The sequence below is a fragment of the Bacteroides parvus genome (assembly GCF_017309675.2).
Taxonomy (GTDB): domain Bacteria; phylum Bacteroidota; class Bacteroidia; order Bacteroidales; family Bacteroidaceae; genus Bacteroides; species Bacteroides uniformis.
On sequence record NZ_CP084680.1, the window covers coordinates 2,668,982 to 2,692,406 of the forward strand.

The window sequence follows — 23,425 nt, forward strand, 5'->3', positions numbered from 1 at the left end:
AGGGATTAAGGGTGGAGGATAAAGAATTTATAATAGCTAACCCTTAATCCCTAATCCCTATTCTTTATTCCTTATTCTCACGTTTTCGGGTGCGATGATGATACCTACACGGTCGCCGTCGTCCCACACGTCGTTGGTGTCGACAAAGATGTCTTCGTCCCAGTCTGTAAACACGGTCAGGTGGTAATGGTTTCCTTTGTAGAGGATGAATTTCACTTCACCCGTCAGACGGCCGTCCTCTTCGTTGTCTTCGAGGATGACGTCCTGGAAGTCCACTTCCACTTGCACGCTGCTGCCCGGTTCGATGCCTTGCACGGGCAGGCATTCGAAGTTACAGCCCAGGAATTCTACGTGCGTTTTGTCCACCAGTTTTCCTTCGAAGGTGTTGCAGGTGCGTTCTTTCTTCATCACATGGATGTCGAAGGGTTTTACCAGCAGACCGACTTCGCGTCCTGCCTCGAAGGCATGGTAGTCCTGCACCATCAGCTCGTAGCCTTCGCGCGTTTGCACCAGCATTTCATAGTGTACGCCTTTGAAGATACAGCTGGTTACGGTGCCCGTCAGCTGTGCGGCGTCGGATACATCGAAGATGTAGATGTCTTCGGGGCGAATTACTACGTCCACCTGCATCTGTTCACCAAATCCTGTGTCCACGCATTCAAATTCGTGCCCGCAGAAGGTAACGGCCTTATCTTTTATCATGACTCCGTTCAAAATGTTGCTTTCGCCGATGAAGTCGGCTACAAAGGAGTTGATGGGCTCGTTGTAGATGTCCGTAGGCACACCTATCTGCTGGATGCGTCCTTCGCTCATCACAACGATGGTGTCGCTCAGGGTGAGTGCCTCTTCCTGGTCGTGGGTCACGTATACGAAGGTGATACCCAGCTTCTGGTGCATTTCCTTCAGTTCCATCTGCATGTCTTTGCGCATTTTGAGGTCCAAGGCAGCGAGAGGCTCGTCCAGCAGCAGCACTTCGGGTTCGTTGACGATAGCTCGGGCGATGGCTACGCGCTGTTGCTGTCCGCCGGAGAGGGAGTCCACGTCGCGGTCCTCATAGTCTGTCATGCCCACCATGCGCAGGGCTTGTTTCACTTTCTTCTCGATAGTGGCACCGGGCAGCTTCTTCAGCTTCAGCCCGAAGGCTATGTTGTTGAATACGTTGAGGTGGGGGAAGAGGGCGTACTTCTGGAACACGGTGTTCACCGGACGCTTGTGCGGCGGTGTCTGTGTGATGTCCTTTCCGGCAATGGTTATCACTCCTTCCGAGGCTGTCTGAAAGCCTGCAATGAGGCGTAACAGTGTTGTCTTTCCGCAGCCGGACGGTCCTAGTATTGTTACAAACTCGCCCTTACGGACAGACAAATTCACATCATTCAGCACGGCCTTGTCTCCGAAGAATTTCGATACATGTTCCACACCGATGATGCAATCGGACTTTTGCATAAGCGTCTTTTACTTTATCCAAACGAATTAAACGAATTTCGGGCTTTCAAAAAAGCGAGTGCAAAGTTACATAATTTATCGGGAATTTTCGCTTTACTCTAAAATTCATTATCCCTATGAAGTTAAAATAAACACATAGCGAAAAAGTAATTTTTGGTAAAGTGTAGATAATCAGCTGATATATCGTTTGTTACTTCCGAGCCGCAATACTCCGTATCGCTGAAAATTCTCCAATAGGGCAAGGGGCAAGCCCCTCTGCACACCCCGTCGAGGACGGTATTTCGCCGCCCTCAAAGATAGTTAGATTTATTGTTTCACAAGCCAAAAAAGAAAGGAAGGATATATGGGTTTCGTAGTTTTACACATGGAAAAGGCGCACGGCAGCGACAGCGGAACGACCGCACATATCGAGCGTTTCATCATTCCGAAGAACGCCGACCCCACATGTACCCACCTAAACCGCAGTCTCATCGAATACCCCGACGGGGTGAAAGACCCCACGGACGGGACGAGACTGGTTCTTGCCATTGACCGAAAGCCCATTGTCGAGTGGTTCAAAGAGCAATTCGACAAGCTACGGCAGAGCATACACCGACCTATACAGCCGCAAAGGAAAGGCAGGGGAATGAAGATATAACCGTTTTATCTTGCTGGAAAACAATAAAAAGTGCTGTTCATAATGCCTTATGAATGGCACTTTTTATATATTTGCACACAAAATAAGGATAGAGCAAATAAAAGTAAATACAGAATCGTAAAATTTGACAGATATGAAAACACAAAAATTAGAAATACTGATATTATTCCTCTGTATATTCGGCTTTATAGGCTGTGATAACAAAGATGAAGAGGGTGAGAAAGTGACAGACTACAAGGAATATTCTCTAACCATTGCATCAAAGAAGATACCCGGTGTTTGTTGGTCAGACGGATTTAATTATTTATCTGATGTATATGCTGTAAAGAAAGAAAATGCCCAAGAATGGGAGAGCCTTGGAGTCATTGATAAATTTGAGTTTGAGAAAGGATATGAATATAAGGTAAAAATCAGTGAAACAAATTATTTGGATTATAGCATGGAAAATCCCGCATGGACGGAATATGAACTACTTGAAATAATATCTAAAAATAGGAAAGATTCAGAAAATTTGCCTTTACATTTTATCCCTAAATCATACTACGAGAATGTACAGCTTCCTAAATACAAATATGTAGTAGATGCAGATAATAATCAAAAACTTATTGAAGAAGAATTGGAAAAAGAATCTCTTATTCCTTTGGATTTTCACTATATATTTTGGCGGAGCGAAGACAAATTCCTAAGATGTATTGCAATAAAAGACGATAATAATACACTGGGACCGTGTATTATAAAAAACGAAAACAAAGCTCCGGAAGAAATGCCAGAATCTTACAAATTACTTCCTCCAGAGGGAAATGTGTTTGGTTATGGAAAATGGACTTTTTCAGATGAACAGGGAAATGAAACGAATTATCTTTCATTTGATGTGTTTATGGGTCGTTCTGCTAAATCAAGAAACGTAGATTTAACTCCCGATGTAGCTTATCTTTATAAAGACCTTTCTGAATACTACAAAAATAAATATCCGCAAGCCGGAGTAAAAACAGTTGTGGTTTCTTATGCCGTTTCTATTAAATAACATAAAATCCTCAGCGAGCATCAATTATCCTAATTATCATTGCAACTATTATAAGAATCTATTAATATGAGAACTATAGAATTAAGCATAAAAAAACGTATGAAAAGAATGAATTTGACCGCTTTATTGTTAAGCAGTGTCTGTTTGTTATGCCAACCCCTTCAAGCCCAACAGAGCATTGATGCTTGTGACGGTCGTACTTATAAAGTAGGCGACACGCTCCGTATTGGCGAACCATTGCCTTCGGGCTATCTATTTATTAGGCAGCTAAACGCTAATAATCAATTCGACAGTCTGGATCCGAAAAACTCAACCGGACGGACTGCCGTCATTACCGACATACCTACTTACCAGCCCGAACTCTATCAACAGTTCGGCATTTACCAACAGCCGGAAACGCCCCAAATAGTCTTTGCCGAACAAGGGGATTTCAAGATCGGCGTATATCTAAACATGGCTTTAAGCAAAGGAAACATCATGTCCGGACATCATGTTTCCCTTATGAATGGAGCTGTTGACCTTACCCCAGCTATCTTGTTCGCCTACGTACATAAGCTTTACGGCAAACCTATCGACACAACATCAGTTGAAACCTATGCCTCTCTCCGTGCTCCCAAACAATATGCAGAAGCAGCCAATGACCCGTTTGTACTGGAAGAACTCCGTACAACATACCGGAAAGAACTGGAACAAGCTGTAGCAAAGGCAGATTTCAATAAAGTGTTCCGCATCAAATGTTTCTCGGAACTCCAAATGTATGACATTAATCAACAGCATTTTCCGATTTCGGGCTTAACGTGTGTCGATGTGGAAACCAAGCAGAACAGAGAATTATCCCAACAAGGTTATTGCTTATGGGGAACTTGTGCCTTTCATTTCACTAACGCTCCGTCATTTACCACCCTGCCTTGCAAAAAAAACATTGCCCAAGGCATCTATACCATGCGTAAAATGACCTCGGCGACCTTGCCACCAACAGCTACCCTATATGTATATGTGCGCATCCTCCAACAGCCAGTATCACTTCCTGATAAACGTACCATGGTGATGCGTCCCGGAACCTCATTCGATTTCGAGTGGTCAACACTCCGTAAAGCATACGGTCAAAAAGCTTTGAACATGGAAATTGTACAAACAGACGGTTATTATAATGTCTTCCCTTATAACATACAAGAAGTGACATACAATTATCTTGGTACACAAACGTTACCTGAAAAGAACAATAAATAGTAATATGAAACTAAAAAATATCATTCTGACTACATTGGTAACAATCGCCCTGACATCATGTTATACATCCAGTCGAATAAGTAAATTCAGCTCTGAAAATATAAAATTGGTATAGATAAAATCTTTTCATAAAAAGATATGGAAAGCCTTTTAATAAGGAAATATCCTATATACAAGACAATCAAGAGAAAGAAAAACTCTTCTATAAAGAAGAATTAAACAAAGGTACATGGTATATTATAACAACAGCTTTTACTTTTATTGATGATAAACTTATAAAGCAAGAGGTTGTAAAAGAAGAAAGGACTTTTCAAAAATGTGATTGTAATAAATAATAAGTAATACCTTTGCTGACAGTATTGATATAAAAAAACTATTACACGATGGAAAAGAAAATTGTACTCATCACCGGAGCCTCCTCCGGAATAGGGGAAGGCTGTGCTCGCAAGTTTGCCATGAACGGTTACCGGCTTATACTCAATGGCCGTAATGTGGAGAAACTGAATGCTGTAAAGAAAGAATTGGAAGAAAAATTCGGAGCCGATGTGTATCTGCTTCCTTTTGATGTCCGCGATAGGCAGGCTGCTTGTGCCGCCCTCGAATCCCTTCCGGTGGAGTGGAAAGCGATAGACATACTGATTAACAATGCCGGACTCGTCATCGGAGTAGACAAGGAGCACGAGGGTAATCTCGACGAATGGGATGTGGTGATTGATACAGACGTGAAAGCGCTTCTCGCTATGACCCGCCTCGTAGTTCCCGGCATGGTGGAGCGCGGACGCGGTCATGTCATCAACATGGGGTCTATTGCCGGAGACTACGCTTATCCGGGCGGCAGTGTGTACTGTGCCTGCAAAGCCGCCGTCAAGGCCCTTTCCGACGGACTCCGCATCGACTTGGTGGATACTCCGGTACGCGTGACGAACGTCAAGCCCGGACTGGTGGAAACCAATTTCTCTGTCATCCGTTTCCGTGGCGACCGGGAGGCGGCTGACAATGTATATAAAGGTATACGCCCGCTGACCGGTGACGATATAGCCGAAGTGGTTTATTTTGCCGCTGCCGTCCCCGAGCATATCCAGATTGCGGAAGTGCTGGTGATGCCTGCCAACCAGGCTACCGGGACAATTGTCAGCCGGAAATAGAATTTGTATAAGAATATGATAAAATGATACTATTTTATCTTCGGGGAAACGTCTACATTTGCCCACAGCTAAATGATTATAGAATCTAAACAAGAAAAGCATGAATTTTAAGAAACGAACAAATTTCCTTTTTGGAGCACTGCTGCTGACCGGCAGTTTGTTGGCTCAAAACGTATGTGTATCCACTCCGAAAACCTCTTTGGTGCTTTCGGCTCCTGAAGGCGGTACACTGAGACACTTGTATTATGGTAACAGACTTTCTGAAACCGATTTGCTGAATATTGCCACGGCAGAAGCAGGCCACACGGCCTATCCCGAATATGGATTGAATACCCCCGTGGAGACGGCTCTCGCTGTGAAGCATGCTGACGGTAACATGACCCTCCAGCTTGAAGTGCTGAATGTGACTACCGAGAAGGAAGGAAATGCCGTGACGACTGTCGTGGCGCTGAAAGACAAAGTGTATCCCTTTTTTGTCAATGTCTGCTACCGAGCCTGGCAAGATGCCGACGTGATAGAATCTTGGACTGAAATTTCTCATCAGGAGAAGAAGCCGGTAGTGCTCAATCAGTTCGCCTCCGGCTATCTGCCCATTCGCCGCGGCGATGTGTGGCTCTCCCATCTCTCTGGTTCCTGGGCCAATGAGGGCTTTTTGACGCAGGAACCTCTCACTCCGGGCATGAAGGTTATCAAGAATAAGGACGGTGTGCGAAATTCTCATACCGACCATGCGGAAGTGATGTTCTCCCTTGACGGCCGTCCGCAGGAGAACATGGGTAACGTGATTGGCGCAGCCCTCTGTTACAGTGGTAACTACAAACTCCGCATCGAGACGCATGATGATGAATATCACCATTTCTTTGCCGGAATCAACGAAGAGAACTCTGCTTATTCCTTGAAGAAGGACGAGCTTTTCCGCACTCCCGAACTTGCCCTGACTTATAGTAACGAGGGATTGAGTGGCAGCAGCCGTAACTTCCACCGCTGGGCGCGTCTGCACAAGTTGGCACACGGCACTACTCCCCGTAAGATTTTATTGAACAGTTGGGAAGGCGTGTATTTCGACATCAACCAGCAGGGTATGGACCAAATGATGGCGGACATCGCCTCCATGGGCGGCGAATTGTTCGTGATGGACGATGGCTGGTTTGGCGACAAATATCCCCGTAAGAACGACAGTTCATCACTCGGCGACTGGGTGGTGGACAAGAACAAGCTTCCGGACGGTGTCAAAGGGCTGTTGAGTGATGCCAAAAAGCGCGGCATCAAGTTCGGTATCTGGATTGAGCCGGAGATGGCAAACACCACTAGCGAACTTTACGAACAACATCCGGATTGGGTGCTCAAAGCTCCCGAACGCGACCTCGTACTGGGACGCGGCGGTACGCAGGTGGTGCTCGACCTTGCCAATCCTGCCGTACAGGACTTCGTGTTCGGTGTTGTTGACAATCTGATGACTTCTTATCCTGAGATAGACTATATCAAATGGGATGCCAATATGGCTGTCATGAACCACGGTTCCCAATACCTGACCAAAGAAAATCAGAGCCACATGTATATAGAGTATCATCGCGGCTTTGAGAAGGTGTGCCAGCGCATCCGTGCCAAATACCCCGACCTTACCATCCAGGCATGTGCCAGTGGCGGTGGCCGTGCCAACTACGGAGTGCTGCCTTACTTCGACGAGTTCTGGGTGAGCGACAATACCGATGCCCTGCAACGTGTCTATATGCAGTGGGGAACTTCCTATTTCTTCCCCGCCATAGCCATGGCATCGCACATTAGTGCCGCCCCTAACCATCAGACATTCCGTACCATCCCTCTGAAGTACCGCATCGATGTGGCTATGAGTGGCCGTCTGGGTATGGAAATCCAACCCAAGAACATGACGGAAGAGGAAAAGGCGCTTTGCAAGAATGCCATTGCCGAGTACAAGACCATTCGTCCCGTGGTACAATTGGGAGATATCTACCGCTTGATATCCCCTTATGACAAGCAGGGTGTGGCTTCATTAATGTACGTGGCTCCAGAGAAGGATAGGGCAGTCTTCTATTGGTGGAAGACGGAACACTTCTGTAACCAGCATCTGCCGCGTGTGAAGATGGCCGGTCTCTGTGCCGACAAGCAATACCGAGTACATGAGCTGAACCGCATAGATAATGTTCCCTTGAACTACGAAGGAAAGGTCTTCAGTGGTGCCTACCTTATGGCAAACGGGCTGGAGATTCCATACAACCATAGGGTGGACTACCACAAGCAGAACGACTATTCGAGCCGTGTGCTTTATCTGGAAGAGGTGAAATGACGTGAACAAAGGTGAGGTTTAGTCGCGTAAAGGTGAACTTGAGCAGTGTAAAGGTGAGGTTGATGGGTACAGTTGGTACAGTGGGTACAGCGGTCCTTTTGCCTCACACACGCATGTATATAAATAATGTACGCGTTATAAAGCAATGTACATAAGCGCATGTGTGTGAAGCAGAAGAGACGCTGTACCTACTGTACCAATTGTACCACTGTTTGGATGTCCAATCTTTTCTTTTCGTGGTAAGATGGAAACATAAAAAAGTCCTACAATACGTTGATATTGTAGGACTTTTTTATGTTTGTAGCCTTCTGGCTTTTTTCTCTGTGAACCGCTTGGGGCTCGAACCCAAGACCCCAACATTAAAAGTGTTGTGCTCTACCTGCTGAGCTAGCGATTCAATCCTTTAGTGCTGTTAAGCGGGTGCAAAGATAGATACTTTTTTGAAATTTGCAAAATAATACCATCTTTTTTCTTATCTTTGTCCCCATTAACCCTTGATATTAATCATTAATCACTGAACGTTAATCATTAAATACATGGCAACAGTAGACGATAAAAAGATTATCTTTTCTATGGTTGGGCTGAATAAAACCATTCAGCAGAACAACAAGCAGGTACTGAAGAACATTTACCTCTCGTTCTTCTACGGGGCAAAAATCGGTATCATCGGTCTGAACGGTTCGGGTAAATCGACCCTGCTGAAGATTATCGCCGGATTGGATAAGTCCTATCAGGGCGAAGTGGTGTTCTCGCCGGGATATTCTGTGGGATATCTGGCTCAGGAACCGTACCTCGATCCCACCAAGACCGTGAAGGAAATTGTTATGGAAGGTGTGCAACCCATTGTGGATGCGCTGGCAGAATACGAGGAAATCAACCAGAAGTTCGGCTTGCCCGAATATTATGAGGATCAGGACAAGATGGACAAGCTTTTCTCCCGCCAGGCCGAATTGCAGGACATCATCGACGCGACCGATGCCTGGAACCTCGACAGCAAGCTGGAGCGCGCCATGGACGCCCTTCGTTGTCCGCCCGAAGATCAGTCCGTAGAACATCTTTCCGGTGGTGAGCGTCGCCGTGTGGCCCTTTGCCGCCTATTGTTGCAGAAGCCCGACGTGCTTCTCCTCGACGAGCCCACCAATCACCTCGATGCCGAATCCATTGACTGGCTGGAACAACACTTGCAGCAGTACGAGGGTACGGTGATTGCCGTAACGCACGACCGCTACTTCCTCGACCACGTTGCCGGCTGGATTCTTGAGCTGGACCGTGGCGAAGGTATTCCCTGGAAAGGTAACTACTCCAGCTGGCTGGAACAGAAGACCAAGCGTATGGAGCAGGAGGAAAAGACTGCCAGCAAGCGCCGCAAGACGCTGGAACGTGAGTTGGAGTGGGTGCGCATGGCTCCCAAGGCCCGCCAGGCAAAGGGGAAGGCACGTCTGAACTCCTACGACAAATTGCTGAATGAGGACGTGAAGGAGAAGGAAGAGAAGCTGGAAATCTTTATCCCGAACGGTCCCCGTCTGGGTAATAAAGTGATTGAAGCCAAGCATGTGGCAAAGGCGTTTGGCGACAAACTGCTGTTTGATGATCTCAACTTCATGCTTCCGCCCAACGGAATCGTGGGTATCATCGGCCCTAACGGTGCCGGTAAGACCACGCTTTTCCGCCTTATCATGGGGCTGGAAAAGGCAGATAAAGGCGAGTTTGAGGTAGGGGAGACCGTAAAGGTGGCCTACGTGGACCAGCAGCATAAGGATATCGACCCCAACAAGAGCGTGTATCAGGTCATTTCCGGCGGAAACGATTTGATCCGCATGGGTGGACGCGACATCAATGCACGCGCCTATCTGTCCCGTTTCAACTTTTCCGGTGCCGACCAGGAGAAGCTCTGCGGAGTGCTTTCCGGTGGTGAGCGCAACCGTCTGCATCTGGCGCTCTGCCTGAAGGAAGAAGGTAATGTGCTGTTGCTGGACGAACCCACCAACGACATCGATGTGAACACGCTCCGTGCTCTCGAAGAAGGTCTGGAAGACTTTGCCGGATGTGCCGTGGTCATCAGTCACGACCGTTGGTTCCTCGACCGTATCTGTACGCATATCCTCGCTTTCGAAGGAGACTCCAATGTGTTCTTCTTTGAGGGCTCTTATTCCGAATATGAGGAAAATAAACAGAAACGTCTTGGGAAAGAAGAACCCACCCGTGTACGTTATAGAAAGCTTATGAATGACTGATTTCGGTGCGAATTTGAAAGTATATTCTTTTACTTGTTGACAATACGAAAGCTCTGCTGTAGAATGCAGGGCTTTTTTTGTTTAAAAATATCTCAAAAAAGCCTTTCTACCTTCAAAAAATGTAACATAAATATAACATTAATCTCGTTTTTATTAGTTATATTTGCGACTTAAAACATAAATTAATGTTTAATTAACACTATCTATTAACAAAAAACAGAATTATGAGAAAACATCTAATTCAATTCCTGTTGGTTGCAGTGTTGTCGGTATTTAGTGCCGCTGCATTTGCTCAGACTACAGTGAGAGGTCAGCTTGTTGATTCAGAAACAGGTGAACCGTTAGTGGGTGCTGCCGTCATGGTGGAAGGTACTACACAAGGATCGGTGACCGACATTGATGGCTATTTCAAGCAAAGCGTTGCTTCGAATGCGACATTACTATTCAAGTACGTGGGTTATAAAGACCAGAAGAAGAAGATCACGCAGAAGGGCGCTTCTGTGGATTTGGGTGCTATTCCAATGGAACCGGATGCTGTGATGCTGAAGGACGTAGTGATTACATCGTCTATTGCTGTGGCACGCAAGACTCCGGTTGCTGTATCTACTGTCGACCCCGTATTTATTGAAGATAAGATAGGTTCTCAGGAGTTACCGCAAATCTTGAAATCTACTCCGGGTGTTTATGCTTCTAATGAGGGAGGTGGCTTTGGTGATTCCAACATAAAGATTCGTGGTTTTAAGTCAGAATATGTGGCTATGATGATTAACGGTGTACCCATGAACGGAATGGAAAACCAGAAAGTATACATGAGTAACTGGGGTGGTTTGATTGATGTGGCCAGCAGTATTCAGGTACAACGTGGACTTGGTGCCAGCAAGGTGTCAACTCCTTCAGTAGGTGGCTCACAAAACATTATAACCAAGACTACTGATGCCAAGAAAGGCGGCTTCATCTCTTACGGCATGGGTAATGACGGCTACAGTAAAGTGATGTTCAGTGTCTCTTCCGGTCTGACAAAAGATGGTTGGGCCTTTACTTTATTGGGTGCCAGAGATAAACGCGACGGTTATATTCAAGGTACGGAATCCGAGGCCTACACTTGGTTCATGAGTATTGCAAAACGTATCAATGACAACCATCAACTTTCATTTACAGCTTTTGGAGCACCTCAGTGGCATAATCAGCGTAATATGGCAAATGGTTTGAATATCAAGGAGTATCAGCGTGTAAAACAATGGATGGGTGAGGAAAGTCCCTATCGTTACAATTCTACTTTCGGTTATCGCAATGGACAAGTGATGAACTCTTCACGTAACGAATACCATAAGCCCCAGATGTCTCTTAATCATTTGTGGCAAATCAACCATAAGTCAAGCCTCAGTACAGCAGCTTATATGTCTATCGGTACTGGTGCGGGCTATAGTGGTACGGGGGTAACGGGGTACACCAGCTCTTGGTACGGTACGGCCAGTGATGGTACGGTGAACACTCAGTTCCGTTGTCCTGATGGTACTTTTGATTATGATGCTGTGGATAAGCTTAATGCAGATAACTATACTAATCCGGTGAATGTGAGTGGAATGCCCGGTTATAAAGGTTCGCTGATGATTATGAACAAAGCCTCGAACGACCATTTCTGGACAGGATTGATTTCTACTTATACCACTAAGTTTGGTGATTACTTTGATTTCTATGGTGGTATTGACTTCCGCTATTATAAAGGTTTGCACAAGAATGTCATTACCGATCTTTTTGGAGGGCAGTATTATGTAGACTCTTATAACCGTAAGAGTGTATTGGCTGAGAATAGTGTGAATGGTGGAGTCACCTCCTGGGTAAACCAGAAGTTGGGAGTAGGAGATGTGATTCGTCGTGACTACGACGGTTTTGTGATGTACGAAGGTGGTTTTGCCCAATTGGAGTATAATAAAGATAAAGTGAGTGCATTTGTTTCAGGTGGTCTTACAAATACCAGTTATTGGCGTAAAGACCGTTTCTATTATAGTGGTGACAAACAGCTGTCTTCGAAGAAGCATTATTTGGGAGGCAATGTGAAAGCTGGTTTGAATTACAACCTTGATGATTACAATAACGTATTCTTCAATACCGGATTTATCAGCCGTGCTCCTATTTTTGATAATACCTTCATCAATTCTCAGAGTTCACATGAGCGTAATCCTGATGCTAAGAATGAGAAAGTTTACTCTTTCGAATTAGGTTATGGATATCGTAGCCAGTATTTCTCAGCCAATGTAAACGCCTATTATACTATGTGGAAAGACAAGGCTTTATATGATACCGGATCCTATGAAGACGTAAACGGGGCTTCTCAGCGTTGGACAATGAACATGACCGGTGCGCAGGCTAACCACATGGGTATAGAGCTTGACTTTATTGCCAAGCCTTTCCGCTGGATGGAAGTTAACGGTATGTTCTCTTGGGGAGACTGGCGCTGGAATGGGACAGCGAAAGGCTTCATGATGAATACTGAAGGCCAAATTATGGCGAATAGCCGTGGTGAAGTGGTGACAGATATGAGTAATGTAGATCAGTACAAGTATACCATTGAAATGGATAATGTACAGGTGGGCGGTTCTGCTCAGACTACAGCTGCTTTGGGAGTGACATTCCGCCCAATGAAAGGCTTGCGTCTTAATGCAGACTGGAACTTCTTTGCACGCAATTATGCCGATTATGACATTGATGCGAGCCAAGCCACTCAAAAAGAGGCTTACGTGGTGGAAAAACCTTGGGAGATTCCTTCATGGAGCACATTTGATGTAAGTGCAGGATATACCTTTGACTTCGGTAAGATTCGTGCTACACTGAGCGGCAATGTGAACAACTTGTTCAACCAAGAGTATATAGCCGATGCACGCGACGGAAGTAACCATGACTGGGAGACGGCCACACGTGTTATCTATGGTTGGGGACGTACTTATACTGTAAGATTGAAGTTGAATTTCTAAGCGAACATATTTATGAAAAAACATATATTATTAGGAACCGCATTGGCTTCGCTGTTTGCACTCGGGGCCTGCGATTATAACGAGGATAATTTCCCCGGATTTGATGAAAAAGAAACCATCACGGATGTCAGTACCGATACCCTCGTATTGGCTGATGCCCATTATGGCAAAATAGCTTCTATGCCGAAGAACCAAGGGATAGCTCTCGCCAAGGATCCCGAGGGGCAGACTTATCTTACGGCATTGAACCAGCTGGGTAAAACCAAGATGTTTACTGATATGGTAGCTCCCGAAGACTATCTGCCTGCATTTGTCGATTCGCTCTACGCATATCTGTCAGATGGTTCCAAGGTGCTGGTACAGTACAATATCGGCAAGGAGCAACCTGAATATCTCTCGAAGATAAACGAAGCTCAGACTTTCGACCTTACTTCTGACAATTATGCTACAGTATGGGGGGAAAGCATGGTAGTGAAATATCTCACCCCTTCTACGTTGAAGAAGCTTCCTGCTTTGTTGAAGGAAGGTATCAAGAACCCGAAGACGGGAGATGTGTGCCAAGTGAATTACGCTTGGTCGGAGACCGAGCCCAGTACAGGCGGCGGTGCAGTGAAAATGGTATACCAGAAAGTAACTTCTATTGATGCCGAAGGAGGTAATTATGTCATTGTGGCTCCGACGAAGGACAATACTTGGATTCCTTTCGGTCAGTTCAAAGACCCGGATAAGACGTATGGTTATATGGAGGGTGAACCGGTAGAGATTGCGGATGGTTTCATCACCAGCGATGTGTCCAATCATATCATGACACTTACTCCTACGGAAAAAGGTTTCACTATGCAACGCCCGGATGGCAAGTTCATCTATCAGAGTGGTACGTTTAACAGCTTCAACATCGGTACTTCCATACCCGAGGGTGGGGATTGGAGCTTTGCTTACAACTATGACCGTAAGGCATTTGATGTGAAAAATGTGGAAAAGGACAAAATCATCAAGCTGAATTTCTATGAAAAAGGAAACTCTTATTCATACGGTTCTTATCCGAATGCTACGTTGGGCATTTATATGAATGAGTCGTTCAATGGAAACGAGGGCGGTTTCACTACTCAGAATGTGAAACTTACCGGCACGTTGTCCAATGTATGGAAGGTGGATGGCAAATATGGTTGGAAGGGTAGTGCCCATGTGGGAGATAGCGATTTTGAATCGGAAGCATGGGTGGTTTCTCCTATTATAGATTTAGCAAAAGCGAAGGCTCCTCTTCTTAAGGTAGATATTGCCATTAATTTCTTGAATGGTAACAATCGTGCTGATTTTATTGAACTGCTGGCTTCGGAAGATTATGTGGATGATGTGGCTGCTGCTGAATGGAAGGCTCTGAATGTACCTCAATGGCCGGAAGGCAAGAATTGGAATTATGTAAATTCCGGTGATATTGACCTGAGTGCTTACGAGGGCAAGAAGATAACCATTGCTTTCCGTTATAAGAGTACTACAGAGTGTGCGCCTACTGTAGAGTTTAAGAACATGTCACTTACAAGTACCGTATCAGGGTATTATGAGGGTGTGGATATTTATAAGGAGATTCCTGAATCAGAAGCTGAAATGCCTGCTCGTGCCGTTACCCGTGCATCAGACGTGAAGCCAAATGCTTCTGCTCTCTATCAGTATGACGGTTCGGCTTGGACTGCCTACGAAGAAAGCGCAAGTATCGGTATCCGTGTGATGCAACCTGCCGATTATGTTTCTACCGGTTCGGACTATTTGAGCGATGCTGATGCCGTATTGCCCGTTTATCTGAAGAATGCATTCCCTTACGCACAGAGCGGGGATGTCAAGGCAGTAGTTTATTTCGGAAATAAGGAGTATGATGTGATGGCCGATGAATATGGCTTCGATGGCACTGCATGGGCGAAGAAGAATACCGAAACGGAAACTGCAGAAATGGCATTCCTGAAGACTGACGGCAAATGGATGGAAGCAAAAGAGTATTATAGCAATGACTTTGCTGGTGAACTTCATAACGATGCTCAGATTGTGAATGTGAAGCTTGATGGCATGAATTATGTATGGAGTGCAGGTGCAGGTTATACCCGTATCAAGGCAAGCGGTTATTATCAGCGTAACCGCGATACGGAGGCATGGCTTGTAACCGGTGAGGTAGACCTTACCGAAGCTATTGCCCCACAGATGGTATTCACTGCTTCGGCAGACTATTTGTATGGAGGCAAAATTGAGGATGCAGTGTCTGTACATGTATCCGAAAATTATATCCCTGCGGCTTCTACTGCTACTGATGAAGAGAAGATTGCAGCATTGCAAGGAGCGGCTTGGAGTGATCCGTTGTCGTTCGAGTGGCCTACAAGCTCTAAAGAGATCGAAATGCGTACTTCCATGGCCGACTATGTGGGCAAGAAAGTATATGTGGCATTCCGTTATGCAAGTAATACTGACCCTGGATTTGCTCCTACATTCTACATGAGTAACTTTGTGGTGAAGGAATAATTCCTGAGGTTGTGCAATAGACAATGTGGTAATGGACAGTAAAGTCCATTACCACATTTGCATTCTTAGTATCGTAAAATCAAATTTAGAAACATAGATGAAAAAACTGTCTTACTTATTTCTTTTGCTGGTCGGAATTTGGCTGGCTGGATGTGATGATTCTTCAGAGGCTTCGCTCATTCCCGAGATAATACCTACCGAGCAAGGTTCGGATACTTACGTGATGAAGGGCTATGAGTCGAGCGACAATGGTTTCAACGTGTATAAGCCCAAGGCTATCGGCACCCCTTTCTATATCCAGTCCAAAGCTTTTACCGGGCGTAATTACGCATTTGCTCCTGTTAATAGTGAGTCGCTGGAAGGGCTTACTGTTGTTCCGTCTGCCGATGCTTTCAGCGAAAGCGTTGAGGTGAAACCCTCTACGTGCTATTGGGTGCGTTTCAACCGCTACAATCATTATCAGATGGGCAAGCTCCGCGTGGCCTATATTCACGGTAATGAAGTGGGCATAGAGTATGTGGCTTCTGAGGATATAGATGTGAAAAATGCCAATATTGCTGATAACAATAAAGCAGACAATCTTGAAATCCCAGCTCTCAATGCAACCAATCAATATATTGAATACTATGCAGGCGTGTCTGATGAGGAAGGTGCCGGGCAGGTACTCAATTTCTCTTTGGAATACATCGCTTCCAAGAAGCATTCGGCTTGGGTGGCATTCAGTTTCGACCCGATTACTGCGCAAGACAACGTGAAGCGTGCCAACGAGTGGAATCAAGACGACCCCAATATTGACAACAGCGTGGAGGTGACTGAATCCATGCATAAGAGCGATGGGTACGACAAGGGGCATCTTTGTGCCAGCGAAGACCGTGTGTACAGTAAAAGTGCCAATAAGCAGACCTTCTACTACAGTAATATCTCGCCACAGATAGGGAGTTTCAATCAAAAGTATTGGGCGGCTCTTGAGAAGCAGGTGCAGACTTGGGGACGTTCCACCATCAATGGCACATACGACAAACTTTATGTCGTGAAAGGTGGTACTACTGACCGTTTGCTTACCAATTTCACAGGTGTGAAGAAAGCCAATGACGGGCTTTATCCCACCACCAATGCCGACGGGCTGACACTTGGCGGACTCATTTGCCCCAGCTATTATTACATGGCTCTGTTGAGCGAGAAGGCAGGGGTTTATCATACTATCGCTTTTTTAGTCCCTCATTCTGAATTATTGCCAGAAAAACCTGGAAAAGATGAATTTATGGTTTATGCCGTTTCTATTAAAAATTTGGAGTACGAAACTGGTATCGACTTCTTCTGTAACCTGCCTAATGAGATAGAGAAGACTGTAGAAGCTACTTATAGTGCTGACGATTGGGCTTGGTAAAAGCTTCAGAAACTATAAGGAGAGTCTCCCCTTTTAGTATGACGGGCATGCCATGATTTAGGTAGCTTTCTTAAAAGCTGTTTTCGTTTTGATGGAAACTGACTTCTTATCTGTATCTTTGCATATTGATTAAAAAAAGAGATATTCATGGAACTTTCGGATATACTTCATAATTTGAAGATACAAGAACTTACTCCGATGCAGGAGGCTGCTAAGGAAGCCTATCAATCAGCCCAAGATTTAGTGCTTCTTTCGCCTACCGGTTCGGGTAAGACACTGGCTTTTCTCCTTCCGCTGGTACAGACCTTGAAAGCGGATATACAAGGTGTGCAGGCTCTTGTACTAGTACCTTCACGCGAATTGGCTTTGCAGATAGAAACTGTGTTCAAGTCTATGGGAACTCCTTTCAAGGCTATGAGCTGCTATGGCGGACGCCCTGCTATGGAAGAACACCGGACAATGAAAGGCATTCATCCCGCCGTCATTATCGGTACTCCGGGACGTATGAGCGACCATTTGAGGAAAGAGAATTTCAATGCCGCCACTGTCGTCACTCTGGTGATAGATGAATTCGACAAGTGTCTTGAGTTCGGTTTCCATGACGAGATGGCAGAGGTTATCGGGCAGCTTCCCTCACTGAAAAAGCGTGTGCTTCTCTCGGCCACCGATGCAGAGGAAATACCGCAATTTGCCGGAGTAGGAGGTGATTCCCCGTCTTCCGGCTTCCGGCTCATGAAGCTTGATTTTCTTGCTCCGGAAGCCCTTGCTCCGCGTCTGCGGCTGCATAAGGTCGTTTCTCCGGAGAAGGACAAACTGGAAACCCTCTATAACCTGCTTTGTACCCTCGGCTATCATTCCACTTTGGTATTCTGCAATTATCGTGAAAGCGTGGAGCGTGTTGCCGGGTACCTGCAAGCCAGGAAGTTCCCTTGCGACATGTTCCATGGCGGTATGGAGCAGCCCGACCGCGAACGTGCGCTTTACAAGTTCCGCAATGGCAGTTGCGCCGTACTGATATCTACAGACCTTGCCGCCCGCGGACTGGATATTCCGGGTATTGAGAATGTGGTGCATTACCATCCTCCCGTAAACGAGGAAGCCTATACACACCGTAATGGACGTACTGCCCGCTGGGAGGCATCGGGAAATGCATATCTTGTTCTGCATGTCGAGGAGCGGGTACCCGAGTACATTTCTGAAGACATCGCAATGTACGAGTTTCCGGAGACGCTTCCCAAACCGGCCAAGCCCCGATGGGCTACCTTATATATAGGTAAAGGGAAAAAGGATAAGTTGAACAAGATAGATATTGTCGGCTTCTTGTATAAAAAAGGAGGGATGGCACGTGAAGACGTCGGGCAGGTGGATGTAAAGGAACACTATGCCTTTGTAGCCGTGCGCCGCAGTAAAATGAAACAATTGTTGACGCTGGTACGCGGTGAAAAAATCAAGGGAATGAAAACTGTTATCGAGGAAGCAAAGTGATTTATCTTATAAATATTCATTTTATTTGCGCTTATTCTTTTGAATATGAAGTAATGAAACCGCCTTGCTTTTAGTTTCTCTAAAAGTATTATCCTTGATAAGTAAAGATAACAAAATGGTGCATATATCTTGTATAAACCATTAAAAAGTAAGCTAAATGCGGCTTAAAAATAGAATTTCATCAGGAAAGGTTTGTTTTGAAGAAATATTTCCGTAATTTCGCAAAGTCGAAAGACATTAATGAACGAAATTGTATAACCAAAACAAACTTCAAATGAAAAAGCATAATTTCAATGCAGGACCTTCTATCCTTCCTCGTGAGGTGATTGAGAATACGGCACAGGCTATTCTTGATTTCAATGGCTCAGGCCTCTCACTGATGGAAATCAGCCACCGTGCCAAAGACTTCCAACCCGTTGTGGACGAAGCTGTGGCATTATTCAAAGAATTGCTCAATATCCCCGAAGGATATTCGGTACTGTTCTTGGGCGGTGGTGCCAGTTTGGAATTCTGCATGGTACCCTTCAACTTCCTTGAAAAGAAAGCTGCTTACCTGAATACGGGTGTATGGGCCAAAAAAGCCATGAAAGAAGCTAAGGCATTCGGTGAAGTAGTTGAAGTCGCTTCTTCCGCTGAATCTACTTATACTTATATTCCGAAGGACTATACAGTGCCTGCTGATGCAGACTATTTCCACATCACTACCAACAATACAATCTACGGTACGGAACTGAAAGAGGATTTGGACGTAAACGTTCCGATGGTGGCCGATATGTCTTCTGATATTTTCTCCCGTCCTATCGACGTATCCAAATATATCTGTATCTATGGTGGTGCGCAGAAGAATCTGGCTCCTTCCGGTGTTACATTCGTCATCGTGAAGAATGACGCGCTGGGTAAGGTATCCCGCTATATCCCGACCATGCTGAACTATCAGACGCATGTGGATAGCGGCTCTATGTTCAATACTCCTCCCGTTGTCCCCATCTATGCAGCCCTGCAGACATTGCGCTGGATTAAGGCAGAGGGTGGCGTGAAGGAAATGGAACGCCGTGCCATCGAAAAGGCCGATATGCTGTATGCTGAAATTGACCGTAACAAAATGTTTGTGGGTACGGCTGCCAAAGAAGACCGTTCACGCATGAACATCTGCTTTGTGATGGCTCCCGAATACAAGGAATTGGAAGCTGACTTCTTGAAGTTCGCTACCGAAAGAGGTATGGTAGGTATCAAGGGACACCGTTCTGTAGGTGGATTCCGTGCATCCTGCTATAATGCCATGCCAAAGGAAAGCGTGCAGGCTTTGATTGACTGCATGCAGGAATTTGAGAAACTTCATTAATAATATTGTTTTTCACCACAGATTACGCAGATTTGCACAGATTGTTTTTATGATTAAACTCTGTGATAATCTGTGTCATCTGTGGTGAGTCTTTTTAATATCATGAAATTATGAAAGTATTAGTTGCAACAGACAAACCGTTTGCCAAAGTGGCAGTAGACGGTATCCGTAAAGAAATAGAAGCAGCAGGTTACGAACTCGTGTTGCTGGAAAAATATGGTGAAAAAGCCAAGCTGCTGGAGGCTGTGAAAGATGCCAACGCTATCATTATCCGCAGTGACATCATTGATGCTGAAGTGCTGGATGCCGCCAAGGAACTGAAGATTGTGGTGCGTGCCGGTGCCGGTTATGACAATGTGGACCTGGAAGCAGCTACTGCCCACAATGTATGTGTAATGAATACTCCGGGACAGAACTCCAATGCTGTGGCCGAGTTGGCTTTCGGCTTGATGGTGATGGCTGTCCGTAATATGTATAACGGTACTTCCGGTACGGAACTGATGGGCAAGAAACTGGGTATCCACGCTTATGGTAACGTGGGGCGCAACGTAGCCCGTATTGCCAAAGGCTTCGGTATGGAGATTTATGCGTTCGACGCTTTCTGCCCGAAAGAAGTAATCGAGAAGGATGGAGTGAAGGCTGTGGGTTCTGCCGAAGAGCTTTACTCTACTTGCGATGTCGTTTCCCTGCATATTCCTGCAACTGCCGAAACGAAGAATTCCATCAATTATGCATTGGTGAACAAAATGCCGAAAGGTGGCCTGCTGGTGAACACAGCCCGTAAGGAAGTCATCAATGAAGCCGAGCTTATCCAGCTGATGGAAGAGCGCACCGACTTGAAATACATGACCGACATTATGCCTGCTGCCAATGAAACATTTGCAGCCAAGTTTGCCGGACGTTATTTCTCTACACCGAAAAAGATGGGGGCCCAGACTGCCGAAGCCAATATCAACGCAGGTATTGCCGCTGCCAAGCAGATTGTAGGCTTCCTGAAAGACGGTTGCGAGAAGTTCCGCGTAAATAAGAAATGAGATGAATAGTAAGACTATTCTCAATAATCCATATAAAACACTCTCTTATGGCTATAATTAAACCCTTTAAGGGGATTCGTCCCCCTCAGGATTTGGTGGAACAAGTAGCGTCCCGTCCTTACGACGTATTGAATTCTGCAGAAGCACGTGCAGAAGCGGAAGGTAATGAGAAGTCCCTATATCATATCATCAAGCCGGAAATAGATTTTCCCGTCGGTACGGATGAACATGACGAACGTGTTTATCGGAAAGCTGCAGAGAACTTCCGTATGTTCCAAGAGAAAGGCTGGCTGGTGCAGGATGATAAAGAAAACTATTACATCTATGCCCAGACCATGAACGGCAAGACACAGTACGGTCTTGTTGTTGGTGCCTATGTTCCCGATTATATGAACGGTGTTATCAAGAAGCACGAGTTGACTCGTCGTGACAAAGAGGAGGACCGTATGAAGCATGTCCGCGTGAACAATGCCAATATTGAACCCGTATTCTTTGCCTATCCCGATAACGCTGCGCTGGATGCCATCATTTCCCGTTATACAGCGGGGAAACCGGTATACGACTTTATCGCTCCGGGTGACGGTTTCGGTCATACCTTCTGGATTATAGACAAGCAGGAGGATATTGATGCCATAACCAAGGAGTTTGCCAAGATGCCCGCCCTCTACATTGCCGATGGGCATCATCGCAGTGCCGCTGCCGCTTTGGTGGGTGCGGAGAAAGCCAAGCAAAACCCCAATCACCGTGGTGACGAAGAGTACAATTACTTCATGGCCGTGTGCTTCCCTGCCAACCAGTTGACTATTATTGACTATAACCGGGTGGTGAAGGACTTGAACGGTATGACTCCCGAAGAGTTCCTGACCGCTGTGGGCAAGAATTTCATCGTGGAGGAGAAAGGTGAGGACATCTATAAGCCGTCCGGATTGCATAACTTCTCCCTCTATCTGGACGGAAAGTGGTACAGCCTTACTGCCAAACCGGGTACTTATAATGATAACGACCCCATTGGTGTACTGGATGTAACCATCTCCTCTAATCTGATACTGGATGAAGTGCTTGGCATCAAAGACCTCCGTTCCGATAAGCGTATCGACTTTGTAGGTGGCATCCGTGGTTTGGGAGAGTTGAAGAAGCGGGTGGACAGCGGTGAGATGAAAGTGGCATTGGCCCTCTATCCCGTTTCCATGAAGCAACTGATGGATATTGCCGATACGGGCAACATCATGCCTCCCAAGACAACTTGGTTTGAGCCGAAGTTGCGTTCGGGACTGGTGATTCATAAACTGGACTAAATGAATTGATATAAACTGAAACGGGGATGTCTTCCACTAAAAGACATCCCTGTTTTTTTCGGATTAAAACAGAATAATAAGTAAGGTTATTATGTAGAAAATGCCGACCTTTGCCGAAAAATTGAGAGTATACAATGAAGGTATTGATTCTTAACGGCAGTCCTCGCCGTCATGGCAACATATCGAAAATGTTGGAGCTGATGAAGCGGGAACTTGAAGGTTGCGGAGCTGAGACTGTTTATATAGACGTTCCGCGGTTGCAGGTGCATCCCTGCATCGGTTGCATGAAGTGCCGCAGTTCATTGAAGTGTTGTTTGCCCGAGGATGGCGCACAGAGAGTGTTGCAGTCTATGAAAGAAGCCGATGCAGTGATAATCGGTGCCCCTTGCTATTGGGGAAACATGCCGGGAGAAGTGAAAGTGCTTTTCGACCGTATGGTTTACGGTATGATGGGAGAGAACTCCTGGGGAATGCCCCTTCCGCTTCATAAGGGCAAGAAAGCGATTGTGGTAAGCACTTGTACTACCCCTTATCCTTTCAATATTCTCTATAATCAGACGCACGGTGTGGTGAAAGCTTTCAGGGAGATTCTGAAATGGAGTGGTTTCAAGATTGTGAAAACCATTGAGAGGGGAGGTACTAAGAAGCATCCTGAGCTGACGGAAAAGGATATGCGGAACTGCAAGAAAGCAGTGCACAAATTATTGTAAAGTATTGAAAAAGTCAATATGAGTAGAAAAGAAGAATATAAATTGCAGAACGAACAGTTTCTGGAGCAATTGCGTACGGCAGAAGGAATCAAGGAATTGCCTTGCGGCATACTTTATCGGGTATTGGAGGAAGGCAGAGACGGTCCGACACCACGTCTCAACAGTGTAGTATCTGTGCATTATAAAGGCACTCTTATCAATGGGCGTGAGTTCGATAATTCGTGGAAACGGAATTGTCCGGAGGCTTTTCGTCTGAATGAAGTGATTGAGGGCTGGCAGATTGCCTTGCTACGAATGCATCCCGGAAGTCGTTGGATTGTATATATCCCTTACACCATGGGATACGGTACACGTACCAGTGGACCCATTCCGGCGTATTCCACACTGATATTTGAAGTGGAATTACTAAATATCTCGTGACACTGCTGAACAATTTGCTTTTTTATCTTGTTCTCATATAAGAATTTAGAAAAACTCAATAGGTATGAATATAGATAAGAAAGCAGGGCATATTGACCCGAAAGTAGCATTGTCCCAGGCAGAACATGAAAAGGGAACAGTACCCGGACAACAGATTGGCCTTTACGGTAATGCAGACAAGAGAGATGTTCGTCAGGTCGTAAAGATTCTGAATCCTGACAAAAACAGTATGGAGAGCAGAGGTTAACCCTCTGCTT

Annotated in this window: 16 protein-coding genes, 1 tRNA gene and 1 pseudogene; 16 read left to right on the top strand and 2 right to left on the bottom strand. The window is 45.6% G+C overall.

Features of this window, described 5'->3' with window-relative positions:
• Positions 1–57: 57 nt before the first annotated feature.
• A complete protein-coding gene (locus tag JXR92_RS10715; protein ID WP_117600589.1) occupies positions 58–1,443 on the bottom strand; it encodes an ABC transporter ATP-binding protein in 1,386 nt (461 codons plus the stop codon).
• Between the two features lie 343 nt (positions 1,444–1,786).
• On the opposite strand from JXR92_RS10715, the pseudogene JXR92_RS10720 reads away from it, so the two are divergent.
• From JXR92_RS10720 to JXR92_RS10740, 5 genes and pseudogenes are all read left to right on the top strand, one after another.
• Positions 1,787–1,939 (top strand): annotated as a pseudogene (locus JXR92_RS10720) (MobV family relaxase); the annotation flags it as partial.
• A 274-nt stretch (positions 1,940–2,213) separates the two neighbouring features.
• Positions 2,214–3,104: a DUF4377 domain-containing protein gene (locus tag JXR92_RS10725; RefSeq protein ID WP_117600587.1), complete on the top strand. Its 891-nt coding sequence runs from the start codon at positions 2,214–2,216 to the stop codon at positions 3,102–3,104.
• A gap of 99 nt (positions 3,105–3,203) precedes the next feature.
• Positions 3,204–4,334, top strand: coding sequence for a DUF4852 domain-containing protein (locus JXR92_RS10730; protein WP_226791139.1), 1,131 nt, complete (start codon positions 3,204–3,206; stop codon positions 4,332–4,334).
• Positions 4,335–4,717: 383 nt separating this feature from the next.
• Entirely contained in the window at positions 4,718–5,479 is a 762-nt protein-coding gene (locus JXR92_RS10735; RefSeq protein ID WP_117600585.1) for an SDR family oxidoreductase, read from the top strand.
• 100 nt (positions 5,480–5,579) lie between these two features.
• Positions 5,580–7,784, top strand: a complete 2,205-nt coding sequence (locus tag JXR92_RS10740) for an alpha-galactosidase (protein ID WP_138345525.1) — start codon at positions 5,580–5,582, stop codon at positions 7,782–7,784.
• 324 nt (positions 7,785–8,108) lie between these two features.
• Here JXR92_RS10740 and JXR92_RS10745 read toward each other — a convergent pair.
• Positions 8,109–8,181 (bottom strand) — tRNA-Lys (locus tag JXR92_RS10745).
• 139 nt (positions 8,182–8,320) lie between these two features.
• Here JXR92_RS10745 and ettA point away from each other — a divergent pair.
• The 11 genes from ettA (at position 8,321) to JXR92_RS10800 (ending at position 23,415) form a co-directional block, all read left to right on the top strand.
• On the top strand, positions 8,321–10,018 hold the full coding sequence (gene ettA, locus JXR92_RS10750) for an energy-dependent translational throttle protein EttA (protein ID WP_005828098.1): 1,698 nt from the start codon (positions 8,321–8,323) through the stop codon (positions 10,016–10,018).
• A 224-nt stretch (positions 10,019–10,242) separates the two neighbouring features.
• Positions 10,243–12,990, top strand: coding sequence for a TonB-dependent receptor (locus JXR92_RS10755; RefSeq protein WP_005828100.1), 2,748 nt, complete (start codon positions 10,243–10,245; stop codon positions 12,988–12,990).
• Between the two features lie 12 nt (positions 12,991–13,002).
• Positions 13,003–15,495 carry a choice-of-anchor J domain-containing protein gene (locus tag JXR92_RS10760; RefSeq protein ID WP_226791141.1) on the top strand — a complete coding sequence of 831 codons (2,493 nt, stop codon included), beginning with the start codon at positions 13,003–13,005 and terminating at the stop codon, positions 15,493–15,495.
• 97 nt (positions 15,496–15,592) lie between these two features.
• On the top strand, positions 15,593–16,882 hold the full coding sequence (locus JXR92_RS10765; RefSeq protein ID WP_005828102.1) for a DNA/RNA non-specific endonuclease: 1,290 nt from the start codon (positions 15,593–15,595) through the stop codon (positions 16,880–16,882).
• A 147-nt stretch (positions 16,883–17,029) separates the two neighbouring features.
• Complete coding sequence (locus JXR92_RS10770) at positions 17,030–18,367, top strand: DEAD/DEAH box helicase (RefSeq protein WP_138345523.1); 1,338 nt, start codon at positions 17,030–17,032, stop codon at positions 18,365–18,367.
• A 274-nt stretch (positions 18,368–18,641) separates the two neighbouring features.
• On the top strand, positions 18,642–19,709 hold the full coding sequence (serC, locus tag JXR92_RS10775) for a 3-phosphoserine/phosphohydroxythreonine transaminase (protein WP_005828105.1): 1,068 nt from the start codon (positions 18,642–18,644) through the stop codon (positions 19,707–19,709).
• 110 nt (positions 19,710–19,819) lie between these two features.
• Positions 19,820–20,743, top strand: a complete 924-nt coding sequence (locus JXR92_RS10780) for an NAD(P)-dependent oxidoreductase (RefSeq protein WP_117600581.1) — start codon at positions 19,820–19,822, stop codon at positions 20,741–20,743.
• A 47-nt stretch (positions 20,744–20,790) separates the two neighbouring features.
• Positions 20,791–22,038, top strand: a complete 1,248-nt coding sequence (locus tag JXR92_RS10785) for a DUF1015 domain-containing protein (protein ID WP_117600580.1) — start codon at positions 20,791–20,793, stop codon at positions 22,036–22,038.
• Between the two features lie 134 nt (positions 22,039–22,172).
• The gene (locus tag JXR92_RS10790) at positions 22,173–22,748 is read left to right on the top strand and encodes a flavodoxin family protein (protein WP_061412868.1); all 576 of its coding nucleotides are present in this window, start codon (positions 22,173–22,175) and stop codon (positions 22,746–22,748) included.
• An 18-nt stretch (positions 22,749–22,766) separates the two neighbouring features.
• Positions 22,767–23,168, top strand: a complete 402-nt coding sequence (locus JXR92_RS10795; protein ID WP_008663162.1) for an FKBP-type peptidyl-prolyl cis-trans isomerase — start codon at positions 22,767–22,769, stop codon at positions 23,166–23,168.
• Between the two features lie 64 nt (positions 23,169–23,232).
• Positions 23,233–23,415 carry a hypothetical protein gene (locus tag JXR92_RS10800; protein ID WP_005828120.1) on the top strand — a complete coding sequence of 61 codons (183 nt, stop codon included), beginning with the start codon at positions 23,233–23,235 and terminating at the stop codon, positions 23,413–23,415.
• The last annotated feature ends 10 nt before the right edge of the window (positions 23,416–23,425 follow it).

Coding starts and splice junctions, on each gene's coding strand:
- JXR92_RS10715 (WP_117600589.1), bottom strand. CDS start 1,443: ATGCAAAAGTCCGATTGCATCATCGGTGTGGAACATGTATCGAAATTC.
- JXR92_RS10725 (WP_117600587.1), top strand. CDS start 2,214: ATGAAAACACAAAAATTAGAAATACTGATATTATTCCTCTGTATATTC.
- JXR92_RS10730 (WP_226791139.1), top strand. CDS start 3,204: ATGAAAAGAATGAATTTGACCGCTTTATTGTTAAGCAGTGTCTGTTTG.
- JXR92_RS10735 (WP_117600585.1), top strand. CDS start 4,718: ATGGAAAAGAAAATTGTACTCATCACCGGAGCCTCCTCCGGAATAGGG.
- JXR92_RS10740 (WP_138345525.1), top strand. CDS start 5,580: ATGAATTTTAAGAAACGAACAAATTTCCTTTTTGGAGCACTGCTGCTG.
- ettA (WP_005828098.1), top strand. CDS start 8,321: ATGGCAACAGTAGACGATAAAAAGATTATCTTTTCTATGGTTGGGCTG.
- JXR92_RS10755 (WP_005828100.1), top strand. CDS start 10,243: ATGAGAAAACATCTAATTCAATTCCTGTTGGTTGCAGTGTTGTCGGTA.
- JXR92_RS10760 (WP_226791141.1), top strand. CDS start 13,003: ATGAAAAAACATATATTATTAGGAACCGCATTGGCTTCGCTGTTTGCA.
- JXR92_RS10765 (WP_005828102.1), top strand. CDS start 15,593: ATGAAAAAACTGTCTTACTTATTTCTTTTGCTGGTCGGAATTTGGCTG.
- JXR92_RS10770 (WP_138345523.1), top strand. CDS start 17,030: ATGGAACTTTCGGATATACTTCATAATTTGAAGATACAAGAACTTACT.
- serC (WP_005828105.1), top strand. CDS start 18,642: ATGAAAAAGCATAATTTCAATGCAGGACCTTCTATCCTTCCTCGTGAG.
- JXR92_RS10780 (WP_117600581.1), top strand. CDS start 19,820: ATGAAAGTATTAGTTGCAACAGACAAACCGTTTGCCAAAGTGGCAGTA.
- JXR92_RS10785 (WP_117600580.1), top strand. CDS start 20,791: ATGGCTATAATTAAACCCTTTAAGGGGATTCGTCCCCCTCAGGATTTG.
- JXR92_RS10790 (WP_061412868.1), top strand. CDS start 22,173: ATGAAGGTATTGATTCTTAACGGCAGTCCTCGCCGTCATGGCAACATA.
- JXR92_RS10795 (WP_008663162.1), top strand. CDS start 22,767: ATGAGTAGAAAAGAAGAATATAAATTGCAGAACGAACAGTTTCTGGAG.
- JXR92_RS10800 (WP_005828120.1), top strand. CDS start 23,233: ATGAATATAGATAAGAAAGCAGGGCATATTGACCCGAAAGTAGCATTG.